Source organism: Citrobacter sp. MGH103, assembly GCF_001034475.2.
GTDB classification, from domain to species: domain Bacteria; phylum Pseudomonadota; class Gammaproteobacteria; order Enterobacterales; family Enterobacteriaceae; genus Citrobacter; species Citrobacter freundii.
Window position 1 is genome coordinate 3,028,980 of the sequence record NZ_CP073043.1, and the last position, 19,853, is coordinate 3,048,832.

Below are 19,853 nucleotides of genomic sequence, written 5' to 3' on the forward strand. Positions count from 1 at the left end.
CTTTAGGTTTAACTGCTATCCGCATTGCAGCAACTATCAACCAGGCGCATAATTAGCCTGCTTACTTATATTCAATCGATAGCGCAAACAGCGCGCCACACTGCGGAACGCTATGTCACCCTCAGATGCTCCCATAAACTGGAAACGCAACCTCACTGTTGCCTGGTTAGGTTGTTTTTTAACCGGCGCAGCATTTAGCCTGGTCATGCCCTTTTTGCCACTTTACGTCGAGAGTCTCGGCGTCACGGGACATAGCGCACTGAATATGTGGTCAGGCCTGGTCTTCAGCATCACCTTTCTTTTTTCCGCCATCGCCTCTCCTTTCTGGGGTGGCCTTGCCGATCGCAAGGGGCGAAAAATCATGCTGCTACGCTCTGCGTTGGGTATGGCTGTTGTGATGCTGCTGATGGGACTGGCGCAAAATATCTGGCAGTTCTTGATCCTGCGCGCCTTGTTGGGGCTGCTTGGTGGATTCATCCCCAATGCGAATGCACTGATCGCCACCCAGGTTCCACGCAATAAAAGCGGCTGGGCACTGGGAACGCTTTCCACCGGTGGCGTTAGTGGCGCACTGCTCGGGCCGCTAGCGGGCGGCCTCCTCGCGGATCAGTACGGACTGCGTCCCGTATTTTTCATCACCGCCAGCGTGCTGTTGGTCTGCTTCATCCTGACGCTATTTTTTATCCGCGAGCGTTTCCACCCGGTGAGCAAGAAGGAAATGCTGCACATTCGTGAAGTCGTGGCCTCTTTAAGGAACCCCAAACTGGTGCTGAGCCTGTTTGTCACCACTTTGATCATTCAGGTAGCCACCGGTTCTATCGCGCCAATACTGACACTGTACGTTCGAGAGTTGGCTGGCAACGTCAGCAATATTGCGTTTATCAGTGGGATGATAGCCTCTGTCCCCGGCGTTGCGGCATTAATCAGCGCCCCTAAACTTGGCAAATTAGGCGATCGGATTGGCCCGGAGAAGATCCTGATCGTCGCGCTGATCGTTTCCGTGTTACTGCTAATTCCAATGTCATTTGTCCAGACGCCCTGGCAGCTTGGTATTCTGCGCTTTTTATTGGGGGCGGCCGACGGCGCTCTGCTCCCGGCGGTACAAACGCTGCTGGTCTATAACTCGACTAATCAAATCGCTGGACGTATTTTCAGTTATAACCAGTCATTTCGCGACATTGGTAACGTAACAGGACCTCTAATGGGGGCAGCGATATCCGCCAACTACGGTTTTCGTGCTGTATTCTGTGTGACCGCAGGAGTCGTACTGTTCAACGCCCTGTACTCGTGGAATAGCCTGCGCCGTCGTCGGAGTACAGAGGTCGTGGGATGATTTATATATTTATATTCGCAGCTTCAGAATAAAAATTTATCTCACATGACATATATTTCAGTCTTAATGATAATAGTAACACACTTTATTTCTGCCAGAATTTTTGGCTTCATACAAAGCGGCATCAGCATATGAAACAACTTTATCCGCTGATTCATCATCAATTTTACTGCAATATACTCCGATACTTATCGTCATTTTTTCTTTTAACTCATATGAATTTGGTATTGTCGTACCATTCTCGACATTTCGCCTAAGGAAGGTGCGAACAAGTTCCTGATATGAGATCATCATATTCATCCGGAGCGCATCCCAGAGGGACATCATGAGCCATCAACTCACCTTCGCCGATAGTGAATTCAGCACTAAGCGCCGTCAGACCCGAAAAGAGATTTTCCTCTCCCGCATGGAGCAGATTCTGCCATGGCAGAATATGACCGCTGTCATCGAGCCGTTTTATCCCAAGGCGGGCAATGGCCGACGGCCCTATCCGCTGGAGACCATGCTGCGTATTCACTGCATGCAGCATTGGTACAACCTGAGCGACGGTGCCATGGAAGATGCCCTGTACGAAATCGCCTCCATGCGCCTGTTTGCCCGATTATCCCTGGATAGCGCCCTGCCGGATCGCACCACCATCATGAATTTCCGCCACCTGCTCGAGCAGCATCAACTGGCCCGTCAATTGTTCAAGACCATCAATCGCTGGCTGGCCGAAGCAGGCGTCATGATGACCCAAGGCACTTTGGTGGATGCCACCATCATTGAGGCACCCAGCTCTACCAAGAACAAAGAGCAGCAACGCGATCCGGAGATGCATCAGACCAAGAAAGGCAATCAGTGGCACTTTGGCATGAAGGCCCACATTGGTGTCGATGCCAAGAGTGGCCTGACCCACAGCCTGGTCACCACCGCGGCCAACGAGCATGACCTCAATCAGCTGGGTAATCTGCTTCATGGAGAGGAGCAATTTGTCTCAGCCGATGCCGGCTACCAAGGAGCGCCACAGCGCGAGGAGCTGGCCGAGGTGGATGTGGACTGGCTGATCGCCGAGCGTCCCGGCAAGGTAAAAACCTTGAAGCAGCATCCGCGCAAGAACAAAACGGCCATCAACATCGAATACATGAAAGCCAGCATCCGTGCCAGGGTGGAGCACCCGTTTCGCATCATCAAGCGGCAGTTCGGCTTCGTGAAAGCCAGATACAAGGGGCTGCTGAAAAACGATAACCAACTGGCGATGTTATTCACCCTGGCCAACCTGTTTCGGGTGGACCAAATGATACGTCAGTGGGAGAGATCTCAGTAAAAACCGGAAATAACGCCAGAAATGGTGGAAAAAATAGCCTAAATAGGCTGATTCGATGTGTTTGCGGGAAAAAAATCGGCCCAGATCCGCGAAATTTTAATCAGCGAGTCAGCTTGGGAAGAAATGACCTGCTTATTCGCACCTTCCTTAGCCACGCAGCTAACGGGTTTGACGCTCTGCGGATCGCCGTCTATAGATTGAATCATCCCCCTTTATTGTTCGCCTTAGGAGAAGAAAAATGGCAAAGAATGACATGAATTTTTATGCCACGTTGGAAGAGGCTATTGATGCAGCTCGTGAAGTGTTTCTGGCTGATAACCCTGACCTTGAGTCAGACGACGCCAGCGTTCAACAGCTAAGCATCCAAAAATACGTGCTACAGGATGGCGACATTATGTGGCAGGCGGAATTCTTTGCTGACGAGGATGATGTAGATGGTGAATGTCTACCAATACTGAGCGGAGAAGCGGCTCAGAGCGTTTTTGATGGCGACTATGATGAAATTGAAATTCGCCAGGAGTGGCAGGAAGAAAATACGCTTCACGAATGGGATGAAGGTGAATTCCAGCTGGAACCTCCCCTTGATACCGAAGAGGGGCAGACCGCAGCCGATGAATGGGATGAGCGATAATTACTCGTAAGGTCCATGATGTATGTCGAGCGGTAGCAGCAACGTATCAAACACCAGCGAAAAAGGCAGATCGAGGATAGTGACGTAGCGCCATGCTGAGTCCCGAACATCCCATTGCACGCCAGGATAGTATTGATTTCCGTGTCCTTGCCCAGGGATGGTACGACTAATAATGCTGCCGCATCCGCTCAGGAAGAAGATCATTATTCCTACAGCCAATATTCGCACCTGCTACCTCACGACTCATTCTATTCAATATAGTAAAAGACCACCTTCTTAGAAGGTGGCTTTTGAAAATGCCCCCTGTAAGGGGGGCTACTTTCACCTTTCGCTTACTACTCTAGCAATTCCATCTGTTGTTCATGTGTTTGTTCCGTTTTCTCCTGATGCCGCACATATCTTCTGATAATTTCCTCGTTCACTCCTACCGTATCTACAAAGTAACCACGCGACCAAAAATGGTTTCCCCAGAGCTTCTTCCTGATGTGTGGAAAACGATTGTAGAGCCTGATGGCACTGCGACCTTTCAAATGGCCCATTAGCGTTGATATTGAGATTTTAGGTGGGACGATGACGACTAGATGTACATGATCTGGCTGGACATTTAACTCCAGAACTTCACAATCCTTGATTCCGCAGAGAATGTAGATTGTCCTGTAAAGCTCCTTGCCCAGCTTGTCTTTGAGGATCCTGAATCGATATTTTGGTGTCCAGACTATGTGGTATTTGCAACGCCAATATACATGTGATGAACTCCTGTAAAGCCCCATGTTGGTTTGTCTCCTTTTACTTGTGGTGAGTAAGCAGAGATATTCCGGCATGGGCATTCTTCAGGCTATAGCCTTACAGGATCAATCACCACCTCCCTAGGAGGTGGTTTAGGGGTGACAAAAAAATACCGGCACCAGGCCGGTATTTTCACGTTACAGAACGCTTATTTTTTCCTGAGCGCCAACGGGTTCAGAGTCAATCCCTGATAGTAGTTCACCCACGAAGAATACTTATCAGGTGAATTCCAGACGCGATAATGTAAACGTGCCATGGTCACCGGATCGCTCAACAATACAAGGCGGCGATCGCGATTCAGTTTCTCCGGCGTTTCGTTCAGCGCCTGTTCCACATGACGATCGCGTGCAATCTCCAGCACGTTGCTGGCGCGGTGGCGTGCAGTCGCCATGGCCGTGGCCAGTGCGTTAAACGACGGGTTAAACACCGCATGCATAAAGCCATCGTCCAGCGTACGTTTACGGTTCATCACCAGATAAGTATCGGTATCCACCAGCACCTGCGGCGGGGAATACTCTTCCGGGATCAGGAACAGCTTCCAGCGCTTGGTACGTAACCCCACCGTGGAACGGCTGGAAATCACTGAAACAAACGGCGACAGGATCAGCGAGAAGACAATCGGTGCCAGCCAGAACAGGAAACGCAGATCCAGCCAGGCCATACCCACAGCCCACACCAGCCCCAACAGTAACTGAGAACCGTGACGCATAAATGCTTCACCCCACGGGGTGGAATCGTCATCGCGCTGCGGCGAATTCCACACCACTTCCCAACCGAGGAAAGCGCTCACGACGAAGACGGTATGGAACAACATGCGCACTGGTGCCAGCAGCACGGAGAACAGAACCTCCAGCAGCAGCGACAGCGTAACGCGGATAAACCCGCCGTACTCTTTCGTCCCTTTACACCAGATGAGCAAAATACTCAGCAACTTCGGCAGGAACAACAGCACCATCGTTGAAGCAAACAGCGCGATCGCCAGTTCAGGTCGCCATTGCGGCCATACCGGGAATAGCTGACGCGGTTGCAGGAAGTACTGCGGTTCCGTCAACGCATGCACCACCTGCAATGCGGTAGAGAGCGCGAGGAACATAAACCACAGCGGCGCGGACAGATAGGACATCACACCAGTCAGGAACACCGCACGGTGAACCGGGTGCATCCCCTTAACCAGGAACAGACGGAAGTTCATCAGGTTGCCGTGGCACCAGCGACGGTCGCGCTTGAGTTCATCCAGCAGGTTCGGCGGTAGCTCTTCATAAGAGCCCGGCAGATCGTAAGCAATCCACACGCCCCAGCCGGCACGACGCATCAACGCCGCTTCGACAAAGTCATGGGAGAGGATCGAGCCCGCAAACGAACCTTCGCCCGGTAACGGCGCGAGCGCACAGTGCTCGATAAACGGCTTCACGCGGATAATTGCGTTGTGGCCCCAGTAGTGTGATTCGCCTAACTGCCAGAAGTGAAGCCCGGCGGTAAACAGCGGCCCATAAACACGGGTCGCAAACTGTTGGCAGCGCGCATACAGCGTATCCATACCGGAAGCCTTCGGTGAAGACTGGATAATCCCGGCATTCGGATTCGCTTCCATCAGGCGCACCAGGCCGCTCAGACAGTCACCGCTCATCACTGAGTCAGCATCCAGCACAACCATGTAGCTGTACTGATTTCCCCAGCGACGGCAGAAGTCATCAATGTTGCCGCTTTTACGCTTCACGCGACGACGACGACGGCGGTAGAAAATCTGTCCTTCGCCCTGCACTTCGGCAATCAGCTCCATCCACGCTTTTTGTTCTGCCACGCAGATATCTGGATTGTAGCTGTCGCTCAGAATGTAAACATCGAAATGCTCAGCGTTGCCCGTTGCTTTGACCGACTCCCACGTGGCGCGAAGTCCCGCGAATACGCGATCAACGTCCTCGTTACAGATAGGCATAATCAACGCCGTACGGTGTTCAGGATTCAACGGTTCATCCCCGACCGTTGAGGCCGAGATACTGTACTTATCCCGTCCAATCAGCAATTGCAGGAAGCCCATCAGCGCGGTCCAGAACCCCGCTGATACCCAACAGAAAAGTACGGCAAACAAAATAAGAATGCCGGTCTGGAGCATGTAGGGCAGCAGTTGCATAAAGGAGACCCACAAATCCTGCCCCATCATGTCTGCAGGATTAATGAATGCCCACCCCTGATAAGGAAGGATCGTCTTCATATACCAGGTTGCAACGACCGTTTGCGCCAGCGTTAAGATCAACAGCGTATAGCGGCGGATGGTGCCTACGGTACGCCATTTTTGCTCGCTCTCTTGTTCTTCTTTCGTCAAACGCGAAAGATAACGCGGTGTCACATCACGCCCACGCAGACGATCCCAAAAACGCCCAACCGGGTTGGTACGCCAGGGATCGGGGAACATAGAGGTACGCGTTGCTTTTGGCATCGCCTGTAACTGATCGCGCTCCTCATCGTCCTTAACCAACTGCTCTTTAGCCAGAGAATCCGGCCATGCTTGCTCAAGACGAGCTTTTACAGAACCCTGCGGTGAATCATCTTCGCGCGAGTACGTACGATGCTCAGCATCCAGCGCCTGATGAACGGCGCGGATGTCAGTTTTCGGCAGTGCCGCTTTTTCGATATCCGAAAGCGGCATTGCGTCAATATACTCAGTTGTCTTATTCATTGGCAGGTAACTGGTAGCTCCAGGTTTCACTCAGCGTCTGATCGGCATTGACCAGGGCAGCACGCATTTCAGTGGTTTTCTTCACGTCTTTCACTTTCACGCGCAATACCAAACGCCAACCTTTAGTGACCGGGTTGTAGCGCACGGTGTTTTCAACGATTTCACCGTTGTCACCAATACTGGTTTGTGCGGTAACCGGCGTATCCTGCGGCAGCTTTTTCATATCGGTGCCGGAAAAGTCCACCACAAACGCGATGGTACCGTCAGGCTGACGAATGAGATTGGACTGTTTAACATCACCGGTAGAACGACGTGTCTGCTGTACCCAGGCGTTATCAGGCGCATGAAGCTTGTCTTCATCACGCGTGAACGTCAGGGTATATTTAAAGTTCATTTCTTTACCGGCTTCAGGCAGTTGATCCGGGGTCCAGTACGCAACGATATTATCGTTCGTTTCATCGTTAGTTGGAATTTCAACTAACTCAATCTTACCTTTGCCCCAATCGCCTTTTGGCGTGATCCATGCGCTCGGGCGCAGATCGTAACGATCGTCGATGTCTTCAAAACGCGAGAACTGACGGCCACGCTGCAACAGACCGAAACCTTGCGGATTTTCCATAGCAAAGCTGCTCACCGCGAGATGTTTCGGGTTATTCAGCGGACGCCAAATCCATTCGCCGTTGCCAGCGTGGATGGACAAACCGTTAGAGTCATGCAGTTCTGGACGATAGTTAGTCGTCGGAGAAGGCTGGTTCGGTCCATACAGGAACATACTGGTTAACGGTGCTACGCCAAGTTTGCCTACTTTGTCGCGCAGATAAACTTTGGACTGAACATCGACTACCGTGTCACGACCAGGAATGATGACAAAGCGATACGCTCCTGTTGCACGCGGAGAATCCAGTAAGGCATAAATGGTTAAACGTTTATCAGTTGGTTTCGGACGCTCGATCCAAAACTCACGAAAGCGGGGAAATTCTTCACCAGAAGGCAGAGCGGTATCAATCGCGAGACCGCGCGCAGAAAGGCCGTAGACCTGGCCTGCACCCAGAACACGGAAATAGCTGGCACCGAGCATGCTGACGATTTCGTCGTTTTTATCTTTGCTGTTGATCGGATACAGCACTTTGAACCCGGCGAAACCGAGATCTTTTACCGTGTCTTTATCATGCTGAACATCGCCGAAATTAAAGTAATCCGGGCTGTATTTGATTCTTTTCACCGCAGTAGCGGTCACTTCGTTGATTTTGACCGGCGTGTCGAAGTACATACCCTGGTGGTAGAACTCGAGCTTAAATGGGGTCTTGAGATTGCTCCAGTAGGCTTTATCGCGATTAAACTGGATCTGCTGATAATCCGCATATTTCATGTCGCGGAAAACGGAGGGCAAGTTACTTTTTGGCGCCTCATAGCCTTTATCGGCTAAGGATTGAGCTTGTTTTGCAACATCATCAATGCTGAATGCCCAGCTTGATGATGTGTACAGCGTTAACATGACTGCTGCACCCAACCAACGCATTTTCATCATTTGTAGTTTATGTTTCATAATTAGTAAGCACTTCCCCCTTTGTGTGCTTATATTGATCCGATCCATTTTAATGGATAATCGGGTATTCCGACAACTGAATCCCTGTATTGTTCGCGCGCTGGCTCATGGTTTAAGCAGGTTCGTCTGCCTGTTTTCACTTTGCGTGCTTATCCTGGAGACAGGTTGTTAGACTTCGTGTAGGGTTGCCCTCGAATGTAACCATTATTCGTCTTAGGGATAAGACGAAAAGTCTGAGAATACATAACTGTCTATGAGCTCTGTATCACCACCACGCGAATATTTTCTTGACTCCATCCGTGCCTGGCTAATGTTGTTAGGGATCCCGTTTCATATTTCATTGATCTACTCCACCCACACATGGCACGTGAACAGCGCAGAACCATCGTGGTGGTTGACCTTGTTCAATGACTTTATCCATGCTTTTCGCATGCAAGTCTTCTTTGTCATTTCGGGTTATTTTTCCTACATGCTATTTCTACGCTATCCGTTAAAGCGCTGGTGGAAAGTGCGTGTAGAACGCGTGGGGATCCCTATGCTGACCGCGATTCCACTGCTTACGCTGCCGCAATTTATCATGCTGCAATACGTGAAAGGGAAAGCAGACAGCTGGCATACCCTCAGCGGCTACGATAAATACAACGCGCTGGCCTGGGAGCTGATTTCCCATCTGTGGTTTTTACTGGTTCTCGTGGTGTTAACGACCCTAAGCATGTGGGTGTTTACCCAGATGAAACACAGATTGACGCAAAGCGACGTCGGCAGCGCGCCTGCGGTGTCAATGACGAAGTTAACGCTGATTTTTGCAGTGCTGGGTTTCGGTTATGCCGCCGTCAGAAGAACGATTTTAATTCTCTACCCTTCGATTCTCAGCGATGGCATGTTTAATTTTATCGTTATGCAAACGTTGTTTTATGTGCCTTTCTTTATGCTCGGTGCGCTGGCGTTTATCAATCCTAATCTGAAAGCGCTGTTTACCACGCCATCGCGCGGCTGCACGCTGGGGGCCGCATGCGCATTTGTCGCATACCTGCTCAATCAACGTTACGGCAACGGCGATGCCTGGATGTATGAAACCGAATATGTTATTACCATGGTTATGGGCCTGTGGATGGTGAACGTCGTCTTTTCACTTGGTCACCGTTTGCTGAATTTCCAGTCAGCCCGCGTGACCTATTTTGTCAACGCATCTCTGTTTATCTATCTGGTGCATCATCCGTTAACGCTGTTTTTTGGCGCTTACATCACACCGCATATCAAGTCGAATTTGCTGGGCTTTCTCTGCGGTCTACTGTTTGTAGTCGGGATTGCGGTAATACTGTACGAAATCCATTTACGGATCCCGGTGCTGAAGTTTCTCTTTTCGGGTAAACCACCCGTCAGGCAGGATAAAAACAAGGCCGTGGCCGGTTAGTTTTCCGTCAATCATTGTGTGGTTCAGAGCAACCACTCAATGGGTAACACGGACGCCAGCTTTACCAGAACCCGCTTCCAGAATCCTGTGGCGGGTTCTTTTTTCAGTACCTGTTCACTGCCAGAAAGTCTGTCGACCCAATTGATTCTTCCCCACCGATCAAGACGTAGTTGCCAGGCCATTTCACGCTGGCTTTGCATAAAACGTTTATGAATCAACTCGGCCAGTACTTCACTCTCAATCACAAACCCCATTTCCGTATTGAGCAGCGTTGAACGAGGATCAAAATTAAGCGAGCCGATAAACACTTTACAACCGTCAATGCTGAAGGTTTTCGCATGCAGGCTGGAGCCTGAATTACCGGTTAACCCCCGGTCATGTACTGCTGAAACGCGATCGCGAGTTGGTTTGAGCTCGTATAACTCCACACCGTAGCGCAAGAGCTTTTTTCGCCAGCGTGCATAGCCTGCGTGAACGACTGCGACATCATTCGCCGCCAGAGAATTAGTTAAAATCGCGATCTTAACGCCTTTTCTCACCAGTCTCAGGAGCTGCGCCACACCGGCGCGAGTTGGTACAAAGTAGGCGGAAATAATATCAATACGCTCGGTGGGAGATCCCATCACGTCAAACAAACGCTGCGGTAATAGTGAGTGGCGCGGCGCTTTCCCCTCTCCTTTTGCGGGATCATCACTCAGCAAGCGCGTTCTCGCCCAAATCAGCGGTAGTGATCTCTGATCGAGGTGGGTCATAAACTGGCTGGTTTCCAGCTTATGTAGATAGCGACGCGTGATGTCATCGTTATACCAGGATTCTGGAAGTTCGATTTTTTGCGTTGAAGCTGGCTCAGCCACCTCAAGTACATTTTGCAATGTTGAAACCGAGCGGCAGTGCCAGTAACGCTCAAAGTCGTCAGCAACATCCTGGACCACCGGCCCGATAGCCATAACATCCAGATCGGAAAACAGCGGTTGTTCACCTGTGCCAAAATAGGCATCGCCGATATTTCGCCCGCCCACGAGAGTTACGACGCCGTCAGCGGTATAACTTTTATTGTGCATACGTCGATTCAACCGGGCAAAATCGGTTAAATAGCCTAGTGCACGCAGGATACGAAAGGAAAAGGGATTAAACAGACGGATTTCTATATTAGGGTGATTGTCCAGCAAACGCAGCGTGTCATCCAGACCTGGCGTGTTGTTATCATCCAGCAACAAACGCACCCGGACGCCCCGCTTCGCCGCGGCCAGCAAAACGGAAAATAGTAATAGCCCGGACATGTCGCTTTCCCAGATGTAATACTGAACATCCAGGGTACGTTCCGCCATTTCCGTCAACCGATAGCGAGCAGCAAATGCATCCAGGCTGTCATCCAACGTCAGAATGCCGCATTCTCCCGGGTGGTTTTCACAAAGTGGCGTGATGGCACGCTCAAGTCGCGTCATATCAGTCCGTGCGTTCATCGCCTTGCTGGGTAAGAAATCTCTTGTATAGCCGAGCGTTTTCTTCATCAAAGCACACGAAGTATATTTGATCGGGAAGCGCACGTCGGGTGATAAATTTCAACACCGTTTTAACCGCGATCTCTGCCGCTGCAGCGCGGGGATAACCATAAGCCCCGGTGCTAATCGCCGGAAAAGCAATGGACTGATAGCCATTGGCTAAGGCCAGTTGCAAGCTATTAAAGTAAGCCTCTTCGAGGCGTTCAGCTTCATGATGATCGCCACCCTGCCATACGGGCCCCACGGTGTGGATCACCGCCCTGGCGGGCAAGTTTCCTGCCAGGGTGATAACCGCATGACCGGTTGGGCATTCGCCCTGTTGCTGGATAACCTGTTTGCAGGCCGCCAGCAACGCAGGCCCTGCAGCGCGATGAATCGCTCCATCGACGCCACCTCCGCCCAATAGCGATGGATTCGCCGCGTTGACAATCACATCAACAGCGATCGTCGTAATATCGCCATGTAACACATGAACACGTGATTGCATAAGTTCCCCCTGACCAAACACTATTTGTTAAGTGTACAGCAGGGTTTTCCCGGAAATCTCACTTTTTAACCAAACGTGTGCATATGTACGCCGGAATGATTCATTTATATTCAATGTTAAGAATTGCCATGTTTTTCTGTTCATTGAGATAGTGCATTTTGACTGTGGCAATTTGCTGCACATTTTGAGGGGCAGTCGCGACCTGTTGCTGATTGTAGAGACTATTACGGGTGGTGCCGTCGCGCATACATGACAATTCAATTTGCTGCTGCCGAGCGTTAACATCGCAAGGTGATTCAACTATTGCACCGCGAAAATGAATAACCCCGCCGGTTGAGATTTGTTGCGCCATTGCGGGGAGGGTAAAAAGAGAAATGCTGCACAAGCTGATACTTAAAAAACGCTTTAATAATGTACACATAAGGGTTCCTCAATGATTAGCCATCCTTGAGGGATCGAAATGATCCTTCGCCGCTGTGATTAACGATCAAATTAAAACGTTCAAACGTCTCTATATTCATAGAACAGCAGTGCATTCCCAGCCACACCCTTAATGCAAATACAGCAAAAAAATCATTGGTGACTGTTTGAGTCTGGCCATTGCTGAGACAGATGCAGAGACTGCCCATCCGAAACGGTAACGATAATTTTGACCGAATCCTCAGGTGAAATATTAAAGCTCAGTTTAGTTAATTCAATCGGCCGATTAGCGGGGACCGAAAGGCTTGTTTTCTGCTGCGATTGGCTTTGTCCCCCGGACCCTTTACGTATGGCGAGGACTTGTACCTCACATACGCACGGTTGAGTTAACGTCACCTGAGGAATAATGGTGTACATATCACCTTGCTGAGTTGTATTGAATGTTATTTGATTTGCCAGCGCGGCAATGAGTAATAGCGTATGCATCATATTCTCCCGAAAAAAAAACAGGGCTCACGCCCTGTTTATTATCAGTCAGAAAACTGAATTAGTGTTGGTTAGCTGTAGCGTTGTTACCAAAGCCAACCTGCTGAATCAGCACATTGGAGTCAGAGGCTGTCTGATTAACCAACGCACCGTTGCGGCCACCGAACTGGGTCACGCTAATATCAGCATTTTTTGCATTCCACTGATCGATAGTGGCACTGTTCTGGAAGCCGGTCTGTTTCAGGCTAATGGTACTGTCATCAGCACCCTGGCCAACAACAGCTCCGTTGCCACGCCCGTGTTGTGTGATGGTGACATCTGATTTACGCGCATCACTTTGCAGAGCATTTGCAGAGTTGTTTGACCCATATTGGTAGATACTCAGTGAAGAGTCTGGGCCATAATTACTGCCACCACCATGATGATTGCCGCCCCATTGCGGAACAACACCAGCCAGAGCACTGCCAGAAACTACGATTGCTGCGAATGCTGCCACTTTTAAAAGTTTCATGGTAAACCCCCATCGGATTGATTTAAACGTCGTTAATGGATTAGCGTTGAGTCACGCGAATTGCCATTTGCGACTGTCTCTGCACCACAACTGCTGTTTTTTGTGTACCGTACTGGGTAATATTGGCTTTATTACCAGAGCCTTTCTGGATAATTACCGCCGTATTACCGTATGAACCTTGTTTAATACTCGCATCATTGGAACTACCCGTTTGATCAATATATGCAAAGTTATATGATCCCGTCTGGTCTGTTTTCGCTCGATTACCAGAACCTTCTTGCGAAATGACTGACAATAACTTCGAGCCCCCCTGGCGGGTATTTGCACTGTTCGCAGTGCCAACCTGACCAATAATGGCTGCCTGATTAAATGAAGACTTACTTAAGGAAGGTGCGAACAAGTTCCTGATATGAGATCATCATATTCATCCGGAGCGCATCCCAGAGGGACATCATGAGCCATCAACTCACCTTCGCCGATAGTGAATTCAGCACTAAGCGCCGTCAGACCCGAAAAGAGATTTTCCTCTCCCGCATGGAGCAGATTCTGCCATGGCAGAATATGACCGCTGTCATCGAGCCGTTTTATCCCAAGGCGGGCAATGGCCGACGGCCCTATCCGCTGGAGACCATGCTGCGTATTCACTGCATGCAGCATTGGTACAACCTGAGCGACGGTGCCATGGAAGATGCCCTGTACGAAATCGCCTCCATGCGCCTGTTTGCCCGATTATCCCTGGATAGCGCCCTGCCGGATCGCACCACCATCATGAATTTCCGCCACCTGCTCGAGCAGCATCAACTGGCCCGTCAATTGTTCAAGACCATCAATCGCTGGCTGGCCGAAGCAGGCGTCATGATGACCCAAGGCACTTTGGTGGATGCCACCATCATTGAGGCACCCAGCTCTACCAAGAACAAAGAGCAGCAACGCGATCCGGAGATGCATCAGACCAAGAAAGGCAATCAGTGGCACTTTGGCATGAAGGCCCACATTGGTGTCGATGCCAAGAGTGGCCTGACCCACAGCCTGGTCACCACCGCGGCCAACGAGCATGACCTCAATCAGCTGGGTAATCTGCTTCATGGAGAGGAGCAATTTGTCTCAGCCGATGCCGGCTACCAAGGAGCGCCACAGCGCGAGGAGCTGGCCGAGGTGGATGTGGACTGGCTGATCGCCGAGCGTCCCGGCAAGGTAAAAACCTTGAAGCAGCATCCGCGCAAGAACAAAACGGCCATCAACATCGAATACATGAAAGCCAGCATCCGTGCCAGGGTGGAGCACCCGTTTCGCATCATCAAGCGGCAGTTCGGCTTCGTGAAAGCCAGATACAAGGGGCTGCTGAAAAACGATAACCAACTGGCGATGTTATTCACCCTGGCCAACCTGTTTCGGGTGGACCAAATGATACGTCAGTGGGAGAGATCTCAGTAAAAACCGGAAATAACGCCAGAAATGGTGGAAAAAATAGCCTAAATAGGCTGATTCGATGTGTTTGCGGGAAAAAAATCGGCCCAGATCCGCGAAATTTTAATCAGCGAGTCAGCTTGGGAAGAAATGACCTGCTTATTCGCACCTTCCTTAATTCATTTACCGCAAAGTTATATTCTGAATTAGCTAAATCATAACTTGTAGTCGCGGCTGCAATCCCAGGCACACCCAGCATTGTAAACATCATAAATAACAACTTGTTTTTCATGTTGTCACCCTGGACCTGGTCGTACATGAAGTTAAATTAATTACCACTCAAATTGTTGTTAACATGACTTACATTTGTTAACGCCACGTTACGATGAAGAGTATGTCTGCGGAAACATTTTAAATAACTCACCCGCCAGTTGTATTTTTATATTCAGATTCACCCCAAAGTACTAATTAACAGCGAACAATACCGTTACAGCTCTGGATTTCATTTCTTTTTTAACCCGGTGAATGAATTTCTATGCAGTAACAAAAAAAACGCGTTTTCCGCGTTTTCTGGGCCTCGTAGCGAGGTACTTCGATAGTTAGCAGTGCAAGTCGTGACAAGCGTCATTTTTTTCTATCTAAAATTGTTCAACTTAAAGTAAGACAAAAAGATCGGAATTCATTAGAAATCAAAAACCATCTAAGCATAAATTTAACTCTTAATAATCAATACCATATTATAATTTGTATGATTTTTTAAATCTATGCAGTATCGCCAAAATGTACAACTTTACTATCAAATCTAAACTTCTAAAAAACCCAAAAATCACATTTTAATATATAAATTTACATTCTGTAACATGTTTAACACTTGCTTTAAGATTTGTAATAGCTAGATTGAAATCAGTTGAAGTCCATTTGTTTTAATATTTTCACCCCGTTGGGTCGATATTTTATTTCTACACAGCAGTGCAACATCTGTCAGTACTTCTGGTGCCTCTATTTTAGTAGAGACAGCTGTCAGGTGTGCGACTAAAAAAGTGGAGTTTCATCATGTTTAATGAAGTCCATAGTATTCATGGTCATACATTATTGTTGATCACTAAACCATCCCTGCAGGCAACTGCGTTATTACAGCATTTAAAACAATCGCTGGCGTTAACCGGAAAACTACATAATATTCAACGTTCTCTGGATGATATTTCCTCCAGCTGCATTGTTCTACTGGACATGATGGAGGCAGACAAAAAACTGATCCATTACTGGCAAGATAATTTGAGCAGAAAAAACAACAATATAAAGACGTTATTGTTGAATACCCCAGATGATTATCCTTATCGGGATATTGAAAACTGGCCGCATATCAATGGCGTATTCTACGCAACAGAAGATGAGCAGCGTGTCGTCAGCGGATTGCAAGGTGTGTTGCGTGGCGAATGCTACTTTTCACAAAAGCTCGCCAGCTACCTGATCACGCATTCCGGGAACTACCGCTATAACAGCACGGAGTCGGCATTACTTACGCACCGTGAAAAAGAGATCCTTAATAAACTGCGTATTGGCGCCTCAAATATTGAAATCGCGCGTTCACTATTTATTAGTGAAAATACGGTTAAAACACATCTTTATAATCTTTTCAAAAAGATAGCTGTCAAAAATCGTACGCAGGCGGTCTCGTGGGCCAATGATAACCTCAGGCGATAAAGCCATGAAAAGCTATTTGTCCTGGATTGTGGCAGCAAATTTGTTCCTTGCTGCCGGGAATCTACACGCTGCTGTAGAGGTGGAGGTTCCCGGACTGTTGACTGACCACACTGTCTCTTCCATTGGCCATGATTTTTATCGTGCCTTTAGTGACAAGTGGGAAAGTAAGTACACAGGAAACTTAACCATTAATGAAAGACCCAGTGCACGTTGGGGAAGTTGGATCACCATAACTGTCAATCAGGACGTTATCTTCCAGACTTTTTTATTCCCGACGAAAAGAGACTTCGACAAAATTGTGGTCTTCGCATTGGCAGAAACTGAGGAAGCATTAAATCGTCGGCAAATAGATCAAACGCTATTAAGTACGAGCGATTTAGCGCGCGATGAATTCTAAAACATGATTTTGTCCGGAGGCTTTCATGCGTGTCAAACATGCAGTGGTTTTGCTCATGCTGATTTCACCATTAAGTTGGGCCGGAAATATGACGTTCCAGTTCCGCAACCCTAACTTTGGTGGCAACCCAAATAACGGCTCTTTTTTACTGAACAGCGCTCAGGCGCAAAACTCGTATAAGGATCCGAGTGCTGGCGATTACGGGATTGAAACCCCATCAGCACTGGATAACTTTACCCAGGCAATACAGTCGCAAATACTCGGTGGCTTGCTCACCAATATCAATACCGGTAAACCGGGGAGGATGGTAACCAGCGATTTTATCGTTGATATCGCCAACCGGGATGGGCAACTGCAACTGAATGTCACGGACAGGAAAACGGGGAGAACGTCGACTATTGAAGTGTCGGGTTTACAAAATCAGTCGACCGATTTCTAAATTATAGCCACGAAAGGAAAAAATCATGCAGCGCTTACTTATCATGGTGGCAGTAATTTTACTCAGCGGATGTTTAACAGCTCCGCCTCAAGAAGCCGCTAAGCCGACATTAATGCCCCGAGCCCAAAGCTATAAAGATTTGACGCATCTGCCTATGCCTACAGGTAAGATCTTTGTGTCGGTATACAACATTCAGGATGAGACTGGGCAATTTAAACCTTACCCGGCAAGTAACTTCTCTACCGCCGTCCCGCAAAGCGCCACGGCTATGCTTGTCACCGCATTGAAAGATTCTCGTTGGTTCGTCCCTCTGGAACGTCAGGGGCTACAGAACTTGCTGAACGAACGTAAAATCATTCGTGCGGCTCAGGAAAACGGTACGGTTGCGATTAATAACCGGATCCCGCTACAGTCCCTGACCGCGGCAAACGTCATGGTGGAAGGGTCAATTATCGGTTATGAAAGCAACGTTAAATCGGGTGGTGTCGGTGCGCGTTATTTCGGTATTGGCGCCGATACGCAATACCAGCTCGACCAGATAGCGGTAAACCTGCGCGTAGTTAACGTCAGCACCGGTGAGATCCTGTCGTCAGTGAACACCAGTAAAACCATTTTGTCTTATGAAGTACAGGCTGGAGTGTTCCGCTTTATTGACTACCAGCGTCTGTTGGAAGGTGAAATTGGCTACACCTCTAACGAACCGGTTATGCTTTGTCTGATGTCAGCGATTGAAACAGGCGTTATCTTCTTAATTAATGACGGCATCGATCGCGGATTGTGGGATTTGCAGGATAAGAAACAAGTTGATAATGACATTCTGGTTAAATACCGCCATATGTCGGTACCGCCAGAATCCTGATGGATCTTTACTGCATAAAAAGCGTGAGGAAAACCCTCACGCTTTTTTATTTACTGGTCAGCGTCGGCGATATTCGATTTTCACGGCGAGACGCCAGCCACAGACCACTGTTTTTCATCGCATAGCCGAATACCAGGCCCAGTACCAGTGACGGTACAACCAGTCGCCAGTCGCCCTGCCCTGCAAATGTTGCACATGCGCCAATAAAGGTGCCCGGTACAAATGAAAGCAACCATTGCTTTGCCTGGATACACATCAGAAACGCGACAATTCCCGTCATGACATAACCAATAATGTCCATATGCGGGGCAAGCGCGCTACCGTTAATAATCACCAACGCCCACACCACACCGCTTAGCAGCGTACACGCCGAGATCCATAGTCCTTTTAGCCCACCTTGCGGGCAGGCGAAATAGGCCGTGCACCCCAGAAAGCCAGCCCAACTGAGTAAGCCAAGAGAAACGGCCACCCATCCCCAGATCCCAGAGAGAATGCCCGTTGTGATTGCAATTGAGAGAAGTATGTTCATGCCGCGTATCTTAGCAGAAAAACGGCATAGGAATGAGATCGTGCACACAATTTATGCAAGCATATAATTTGCGTTGCAGTTTAAAGTGATTTAAATCACATTTATTCGTCAGTATCTTCCTGCAATTCGTCCCACATTGCACTAATAGCATCACGTGTTAGCGGCGCCATGGTACGCCAGAACGGCGTGTTTGCGTGCGCTTCAACTTTGCCAAGGAACGTACCACACCAGGGCAGCAGGTAGTCTACAAACAAGGTATCAAGCGCCTCACTTTCATCTTCCGCAGACTGGTCTTCAAGCCATGAAGCCGCCAGCAACAGCGTACCAATGTGATCTGCCGGCGTATCTGCCAGCGGCATGCCGCGGGCAGAAAGAAATGCACGAACATCCGATTCTTTCGCCCCTTCTACCCAGGCGCTACGATAAGGCGGCACAGCACACTCTTCACCGACAAACAGCGCGTTGTAATCTGCAGCCAGTTGGGGCATATCGCAGCTCTTCTGCAGACGAGTGAGCAGTTCGTCCTGTTCCAACGGCCAGTTGGCGGACAGTTTACCTTCACTAATTAAGGTAAACAGGGGAACCAGTAAAGGGTCCTGCGGTTGGCGATAAAACAGCGAGCCCAGTACACGACACAGGATAGAAAACTCGTTCATTGATATATTCCAGTTAGTAACAATTACAGTTCAGCAAATTCCGCGATCGGCTCCATGCCTCGCGATTCCAGAAACGCCAACAGGCGTTTAGGTGTGACGTTTAAAATTCTGTCTTCAGGGAAATTAACATCATCCAGGATTTTACGGCATTCGCCAAATTCTCCCAGCGTGAAAGCAGTATGTGAATCCGACCCTAACGCCACCCAGCCGCCAGCATCGCGCACAGCCGCAGCAACCGCACGACAATTATCCTCACTGCCCTTACGCGAATGCAAAAACGAAGAGTTATTGATTTCCAGTGCAACCTGGTACTTTGCCGCCGCTTGGGCAATTGCAGTAATATCAACCGGATACTTGGGATTTCCCGGATGGCTAATGATGTGCACATTACCGCTGGCCATCGTGGCTATCATTGCCTGGGTATTGGTTTCTTTATCGTGAGGTGCAAAAACTGGCTCATGGAAGCCCGCAATAATGAGGTCCAGAGAGGTAAACATCGGACCTGAACAGTCAATTTCGCCTTCAATATTCTTAATATTCGCCTCAATGCCGCGCAGGATCCCTACGCCATCTACAACACGTGGCCAAATACGCATATTGATAAAGTGCCAGTGGTGAGGCGCGTCCGCCATGTCCGGTCCATGATCGGTAATAGCAAACAGCTTGATGCCTTTGCGACGGGCTTCAGCGATGTAATCACTTAAGGTGCTGTAGGCGTGGGTGCTGGCGACGGTATGCATATGCAGGTCAACGGGATACATAA

General features: G+C 49.1%; 22 protein-coding genes and 3 pseudogenes. 10 read left to right on the top strand and 15 right to left on the bottom strand.

Annotation, left to right across the window (positions count from 1 at the left end):
• Positions 1-112 precede the first annotated feature (112 nt).
• On the top strand, positions 113-1,333 hold the full coding sequence (mdtG, locus tag SK33_RS14665; protein WP_048219120.1) for a multidrug efflux MFS transporter MdtG: 1,221 nt from the start codon (positions 113-115) through the stop codon (positions 1,331-1,333).
• A gap of 63 nt (positions 1,334-1,396) precedes the next feature.
• Here the strand turns inward: mdtG and SK33_RS14670 are convergent.
• Positions 1,397-1,591: pseudogene (locus SK33_RS14670) on the bottom strand (diguanylate cyclase); the annotation flags it as partial.
• A 67-nt stretch (positions 1,592-1,658) separates the two neighbouring features.
• Between SK33_RS14670 and SK33_RS14675 the strand changes: the two are divergent.
• Both SK33_RS14675 and SK33_RS14680 read left to right on the top strand, forming a co-directional pair.
• Positions 1,659-2,639 (top strand): IS5-like element ISKpn26 family transposase, encoded by a 981-nt coding sequence (locus tag SK33_RS14675; RefSeq protein WP_000019445.1) that lies wholly within the window; start codon positions 1,659-1,661, stop codon positions 2,637-2,639.
• A gap of 253 nt (positions 2,640-2,892) precedes the next feature.
• Positions 2,893-3,270 (top strand): MysB family protein, encoded by a 378-nt coding sequence (locus tag SK33_RS14680; RefSeq protein ID WP_003036128.1) that lies wholly within the window; start codon positions 2,893-2,895, stop codon positions 3,268-3,270.
• On the opposite strand, the gene SK33_RS14685 is transcribed toward SK33_RS14680, so the two are convergent.
• From SK33_RS14685 to mdoG, 4 genes are all read right to left on the bottom strand, one after another.
• The gene (locus tag SK33_RS14685; protein ID WP_003036125.1) at positions 3,271-3,474 is read right to left on the bottom strand and encodes a YceK/YidQ family lipoprotein; all 204 of its coding nucleotides are present in this window, start codon (positions 3,472-3,474) and stop codon (positions 3,271-3,273) included.
• 131 nt (positions 3,475-3,605) lie between these two features.
• On the bottom strand, positions 3,606-4,040 hold the full coding sequence (gene tnpA / locus SK33_RS14690) for an IS200/IS605 family transposase (protein ID WP_041162689.1): 435 nt from the start codon (positions 4,038-4,040) through the stop codon (positions 3,606-3,608).
• Between the two features lie 164 nt (positions 4,041-4,204).
• Positions 4,205-6,733 carry a glucans biosynthesis glucosyltransferase MdoH gene (mdoH, locus tag SK33_RS14695; protein ID WP_046670457.1) on the bottom strand — a complete coding sequence of 843 codons (2,529 nt, stop codon included), beginning with the start codon at positions 6,731-6,733 and terminating at the stop codon, positions 4,205-4,207.
• Positions 6,726-8,261, bottom strand: a complete 1,536-nt coding sequence (gene mdoG / locus SK33_RS14700; protein WP_003836790.1) for a glucans biosynthesis protein MdoG — start codon at positions 8,259-8,261, stop codon at positions 6,726-6,728. The genes mdoH and mdoG overlap by 8 nt, the downstream gene beginning before the upstream one ends.
• Before the next feature lie 271 nt (positions 8,262-8,532).
• Between mdoG and mdoC the strand changes: the two genes are divergently transcribed.
• The gene (gene mdoC / locus SK33_RS14705) at positions 8,533-9,693 is read left to right on the top strand and encodes a glucans biosynthesis protein MdoC (RefSeq protein ID WP_048219123.1); all 1,161 of its coding nucleotides are present in this window, start codon (positions 8,533-8,535) and stop codon (positions 9,691-9,693) included.
• 23 nt (positions 9,694-9,716) lie between these two features.
• Here mdoC and SK33_RS14710 read toward each other — a convergent pair whose 3' ends face one another.
• The 6 genes and pseudogenes from SK33_RS14710 to csgB (SK33_RS14735) form a co-directional block, all read right to left on the bottom strand.
• Positions 9,717-11,204, bottom strand: coding sequence for a phospholipase D family protein (locus SK33_RS14710; protein ID WP_113772695.1), 1,488 nt, complete (start codon positions 11,202-11,204; stop codon positions 9,717-9,719).
• A complete protein-coding gene (ymdB, locus tag SK33_RS14715; protein ID WP_048219124.1) occupies positions 11,140-11,682 on the bottom strand; it encodes an O-acetyl-ADP-ribose deacetylase in 543 nt (180 codons plus the stop codon). The genes SK33_RS14710 and ymdB overlap by 65 nt, the downstream gene beginning before the upstream one ends.
• Positions 11,683-11,782: 100 nt before the next feature.
• Positions 11,783-12,103, bottom strand: coding sequence for a type 1 fimbrial protein (locus tag SK33_RS14720; RefSeq protein ID WP_003836793.1), 321 nt, complete (start codon positions 12,101-12,103; stop codon positions 11,783-11,785).
• Between the two features lie 152 nt (positions 12,104-12,255).
• On the bottom strand, positions 12,256-12,588 hold the full coding sequence (gene csgC / locus SK33_RS14725; protein ID WP_003036101.1) for a curli assembly chaperone CsgC: 333 nt from the start codon (positions 12,586-12,588) through the stop codon (positions 12,256-12,258).
• A gap of 61 nt (positions 12,589-12,649) precedes the next feature.
• Positions 12,650-13,099 (bottom strand): curli major subunit CsgA, encoded by a 450-nt coding sequence (csgA, locus tag SK33_RS14730; RefSeq protein ID WP_003036098.1) that lies wholly within the window; start codon positions 13,097-13,099, stop codon positions 12,650-12,652.
• Positions 13,100-13,139: 40 nt separating this feature from the next.
• A pseudogene (csgB, locus tag SK33_RS14735) lies at positions 13,140-13,487 on the bottom strand (curli minor subunit CsgB); the annotation flags it as partial.
• Positions 13,488-13,552: 65 nt separating this feature from the next.
• Between csgB (SK33_RS14735) and SK33_RS14740 the strand changes: the two are divergent.
• Both SK33_RS14740 and SK33_RS26765 read left to right on the top strand, forming a co-directional pair.
• The gene (locus SK33_RS14740) at positions 13,553-14,533 is read left to right on the top strand and encodes an IS5-like element ISKpn26 family transposase (RefSeq protein WP_000019445.1); all 981 of its coding nucleotides are present in this window, start codon (positions 13,553-13,555) and stop codon (positions 14,531-14,533) included.
• Positions 14,515-14,727: a hypothetical protein gene (locus SK33_RS26765; protein ID WP_442781387.1), complete on the top strand. Its 213-nt coding sequence runs from the start codon at positions 14,515-14,517 to the stop codon at positions 14,725-14,727. The genes SK33_RS14740 and SK33_RS26765 overlap by 19 nt, the downstream gene beginning before the upstream one ends.
• Here SK33_RS26765 and csgB (SK33_RS14745) read toward each other — a convergent pair.
• A pseudogene (csgB, locus tag SK33_RS14745) lies at positions 14,676-14,798 on the bottom strand (curli minor subunit CsgB); the annotation flags it as partial. The gene SK33_RS26765 and the pseudogene csgB (SK33_RS14745) overlap by 52 nt on opposite strands.
• Positions 14,799-15,559: 761 nt before the next feature.
• Here csgB (SK33_RS14745) and csgD point away from each other — a divergent pair.
• The 4 genes from csgD to csgG are packed head-to-tail and all read left to right on the top strand — an operon-like array spanning position 15,560 to position 17,905.
• Positions 15,560-16,210, top strand: a complete 651-nt coding sequence (gene csgD, locus SK33_RS14750) for a biofilm master transcriptional regulator CsgD (protein WP_003036091.1) — start codon at positions 15,560-15,562, stop codon at positions 16,208-16,210.
• A 4-nt stretch (positions 16,211-16,214) separates the two neighbouring features.
• Entirely contained in the window at positions 16,215-16,607 is a 393-nt protein-coding gene (gene csgE, locus SK33_RS14755; RefSeq protein ID WP_003036087.1) for a curli production assembly/transport protein CsgE, read from the top strand.
• 25 nt (positions 16,608-16,632) lie between these two features.
• Entirely contained in the window at positions 16,633-17,046 is a 414-nt protein-coding gene (gene csgF / locus SK33_RS14760; protein WP_003036084.1) for a curli production assembly/transport protein CsgF, read from the top strand.
• A gap of 25 nt (positions 17,047-17,071) precedes the next feature.
• Positions 17,072-17,905: a curli production assembly/transport protein CsgG gene (csgG, locus tag SK33_RS14765; RefSeq protein WP_003036082.1), complete on the top strand. Its 834-nt coding sequence runs from the start codon at positions 17,072-17,074 to the stop codon at positions 17,903-17,905.
• A 46-nt stretch (positions 17,906-17,951) separates the two neighbouring features.
• Here the strand turns inward: csgG and SK33_RS14770 are convergent, their stop codons facing one another.
• From SK33_RS14770 to SK33_RS14780, 3 genes are all read right to left on the bottom strand, one after another.
• On the bottom strand, positions 17,952-18,434 hold the full coding sequence (locus SK33_RS14770; protein WP_008320293.1) for a DUF1097 domain-containing protein: 483 nt from the start codon (positions 18,432-18,434) through the stop codon (positions 17,952-17,954).
• Positions 18,435-18,535: 101 nt separating this feature from the next.
• A complete protein-coding gene (locus tag SK33_RS14775) occupies positions 18,536-19,090 on the bottom strand; it encodes a TorD/DmsD family molecular chaperone (RefSeq protein WP_003036073.1) in 555 nt (184 codons plus the stop codon).
• Between the two features lie 23 nt (positions 19,091-19,113).
• Positions 19,114-19,851: a phosphatase gene (locus SK33_RS14780; protein ID WP_003836800.1), complete on the bottom strand. Its 738-nt coding sequence runs from the start codon at positions 19,849-19,851 to the stop codon at positions 19,114-19,116.
• Positions 19,852-19,853: the final 2 nt, after the last annotated feature.

Excerpts from the sequence above, each read along its gene's own strand:
- mdtG (WP_048219120.1), top strand. The coding sequence starts at position 113 with ATGTCACCCTCAGATGCTCCCATAAACTGGAAACGCAACCTCACTGTT.
- SK33_RS14675 (WP_000019445.1), top strand. The coding sequence starts at position 1,659 with ATGAGCCATCAACTCACCTTCGCCGATAGTGAATTCAGCACTAAGCGC.
- SK33_RS14680 (WP_003036128.1), top strand. The coding sequence starts at position 2,893 with ATGAATTTTTATGCCACGTTGGAAGAGGCTATTGATGCAGCTCGTGAA.
- SK33_RS14685 (WP_003036125.1), bottom strand. The coding sequence starts at position 3,474 with ATGATCTTCTTCCTGAGCGGATGCGGCAGCATTATTAGTCGTACCATC.
- tnpA (WP_041162689.1), bottom strand. The coding sequence starts at position 4,040 with ATGGGGCTTTACAGGAGTTCATCACATGTATATTGGCGTTGCAAATAC.
- mdoH (WP_046670457.1), bottom strand. The coding sequence starts at position 6,733 with ATGAATAAGACAACTGAGTATATTGACGCAATGCCGCTTTCGGATATC.
- mdoG (WP_003836790.1), bottom strand. The coding sequence starts at position 8,261 with ATGATGAAAATGCGTTGGTTGGGTGCAGCAGTCATGTTAACGCTGTAC.
- mdoC (WP_048219123.1), top strand. The coding sequence starts at position 8,533 with ATGAGCTCTGTATCACCACCACGCGAATATTTTCTTGACTCCATCCGT.
- SK33_RS14710 (WP_113772695.1), bottom strand. The coding sequence starts at position 11,204 with ATGAAGAAAACGCTCGGCTATACAAGAGATTTCTTACCCAGCAAGGCG.
- ymdB (WP_048219124.1), bottom strand. The coding sequence starts at position 11,682 with ATGCAATCACGTGTTCATGTGTTACATGGCGATATTACGACGATCGCT.
- SK33_RS14720 (WP_003836793.1), bottom strand. The coding sequence starts at position 12,103 with ATGTGTACATTATTAAAGCGTTTTTTAAGTATCAGCTTGTGCAGCATT.
- csgC (WP_003036101.1), bottom strand. The coding sequence starts at position 12,588 with ATGCATACGCTATTACTCATTGCCGCGCTGGCAAATCAAATAACATTC.
- csgA (WP_003036098.1), bottom strand. The coding sequence starts at position 13,099 with ATGAAACTTTTAAAAGTGGCAGCATTCGCAGCAATCGTAGTTTCTGGC.
- SK33_RS14740 (WP_000019445.1), top strand. The coding sequence starts at position 13,553 with ATGAGCCATCAACTCACCTTCGCCGATAGTGAATTCAGCACTAAGCGC.
- csgD (WP_003036091.1), top strand. The coding sequence starts at position 15,560 with ATGTTTAATGAAGTCCATAGTATTCATGGTCATACATTATTGTTGATC.
- csgE (WP_003036087.1), top strand. The coding sequence starts at position 16,215 with ATGAAAAGCTATTTGTCCTGGATTGTGGCAGCAAATTTGTTCCTTGCT.
- csgF (WP_003036084.1), top strand. The coding sequence starts at position 16,633 with ATGCGTGTCAAACATGCAGTGGTTTTGCTCATGCTGATTTCACCATTA.
- csgG (WP_003036082.1), top strand. The coding sequence starts at position 17,072 with ATGCAGCGCTTACTTATCATGGTGGCAGTAATTTTACTCAGCGGATGT.
- SK33_RS14770 (WP_008320293.1), bottom strand. The coding sequence starts at position 18,434 with ATGAACATACTTCTCTCAATTGCAATCACAACGGGCATTCTCTCTGGG.
- SK33_RS14775 (WP_003036073.1), bottom strand. The coding sequence starts at position 19,090 with ATGAACGAGTTTTCTATCCTGTGTCGTGTACTGGGCTCGCTGTTTTAT.
- SK33_RS14780 (WP_003836800.1), bottom strand. The coding sequence starts at position 19,851 with ATGTATCCCGTTGACCTGCATATGCATACCGTCGCCAGCACCCACGCC.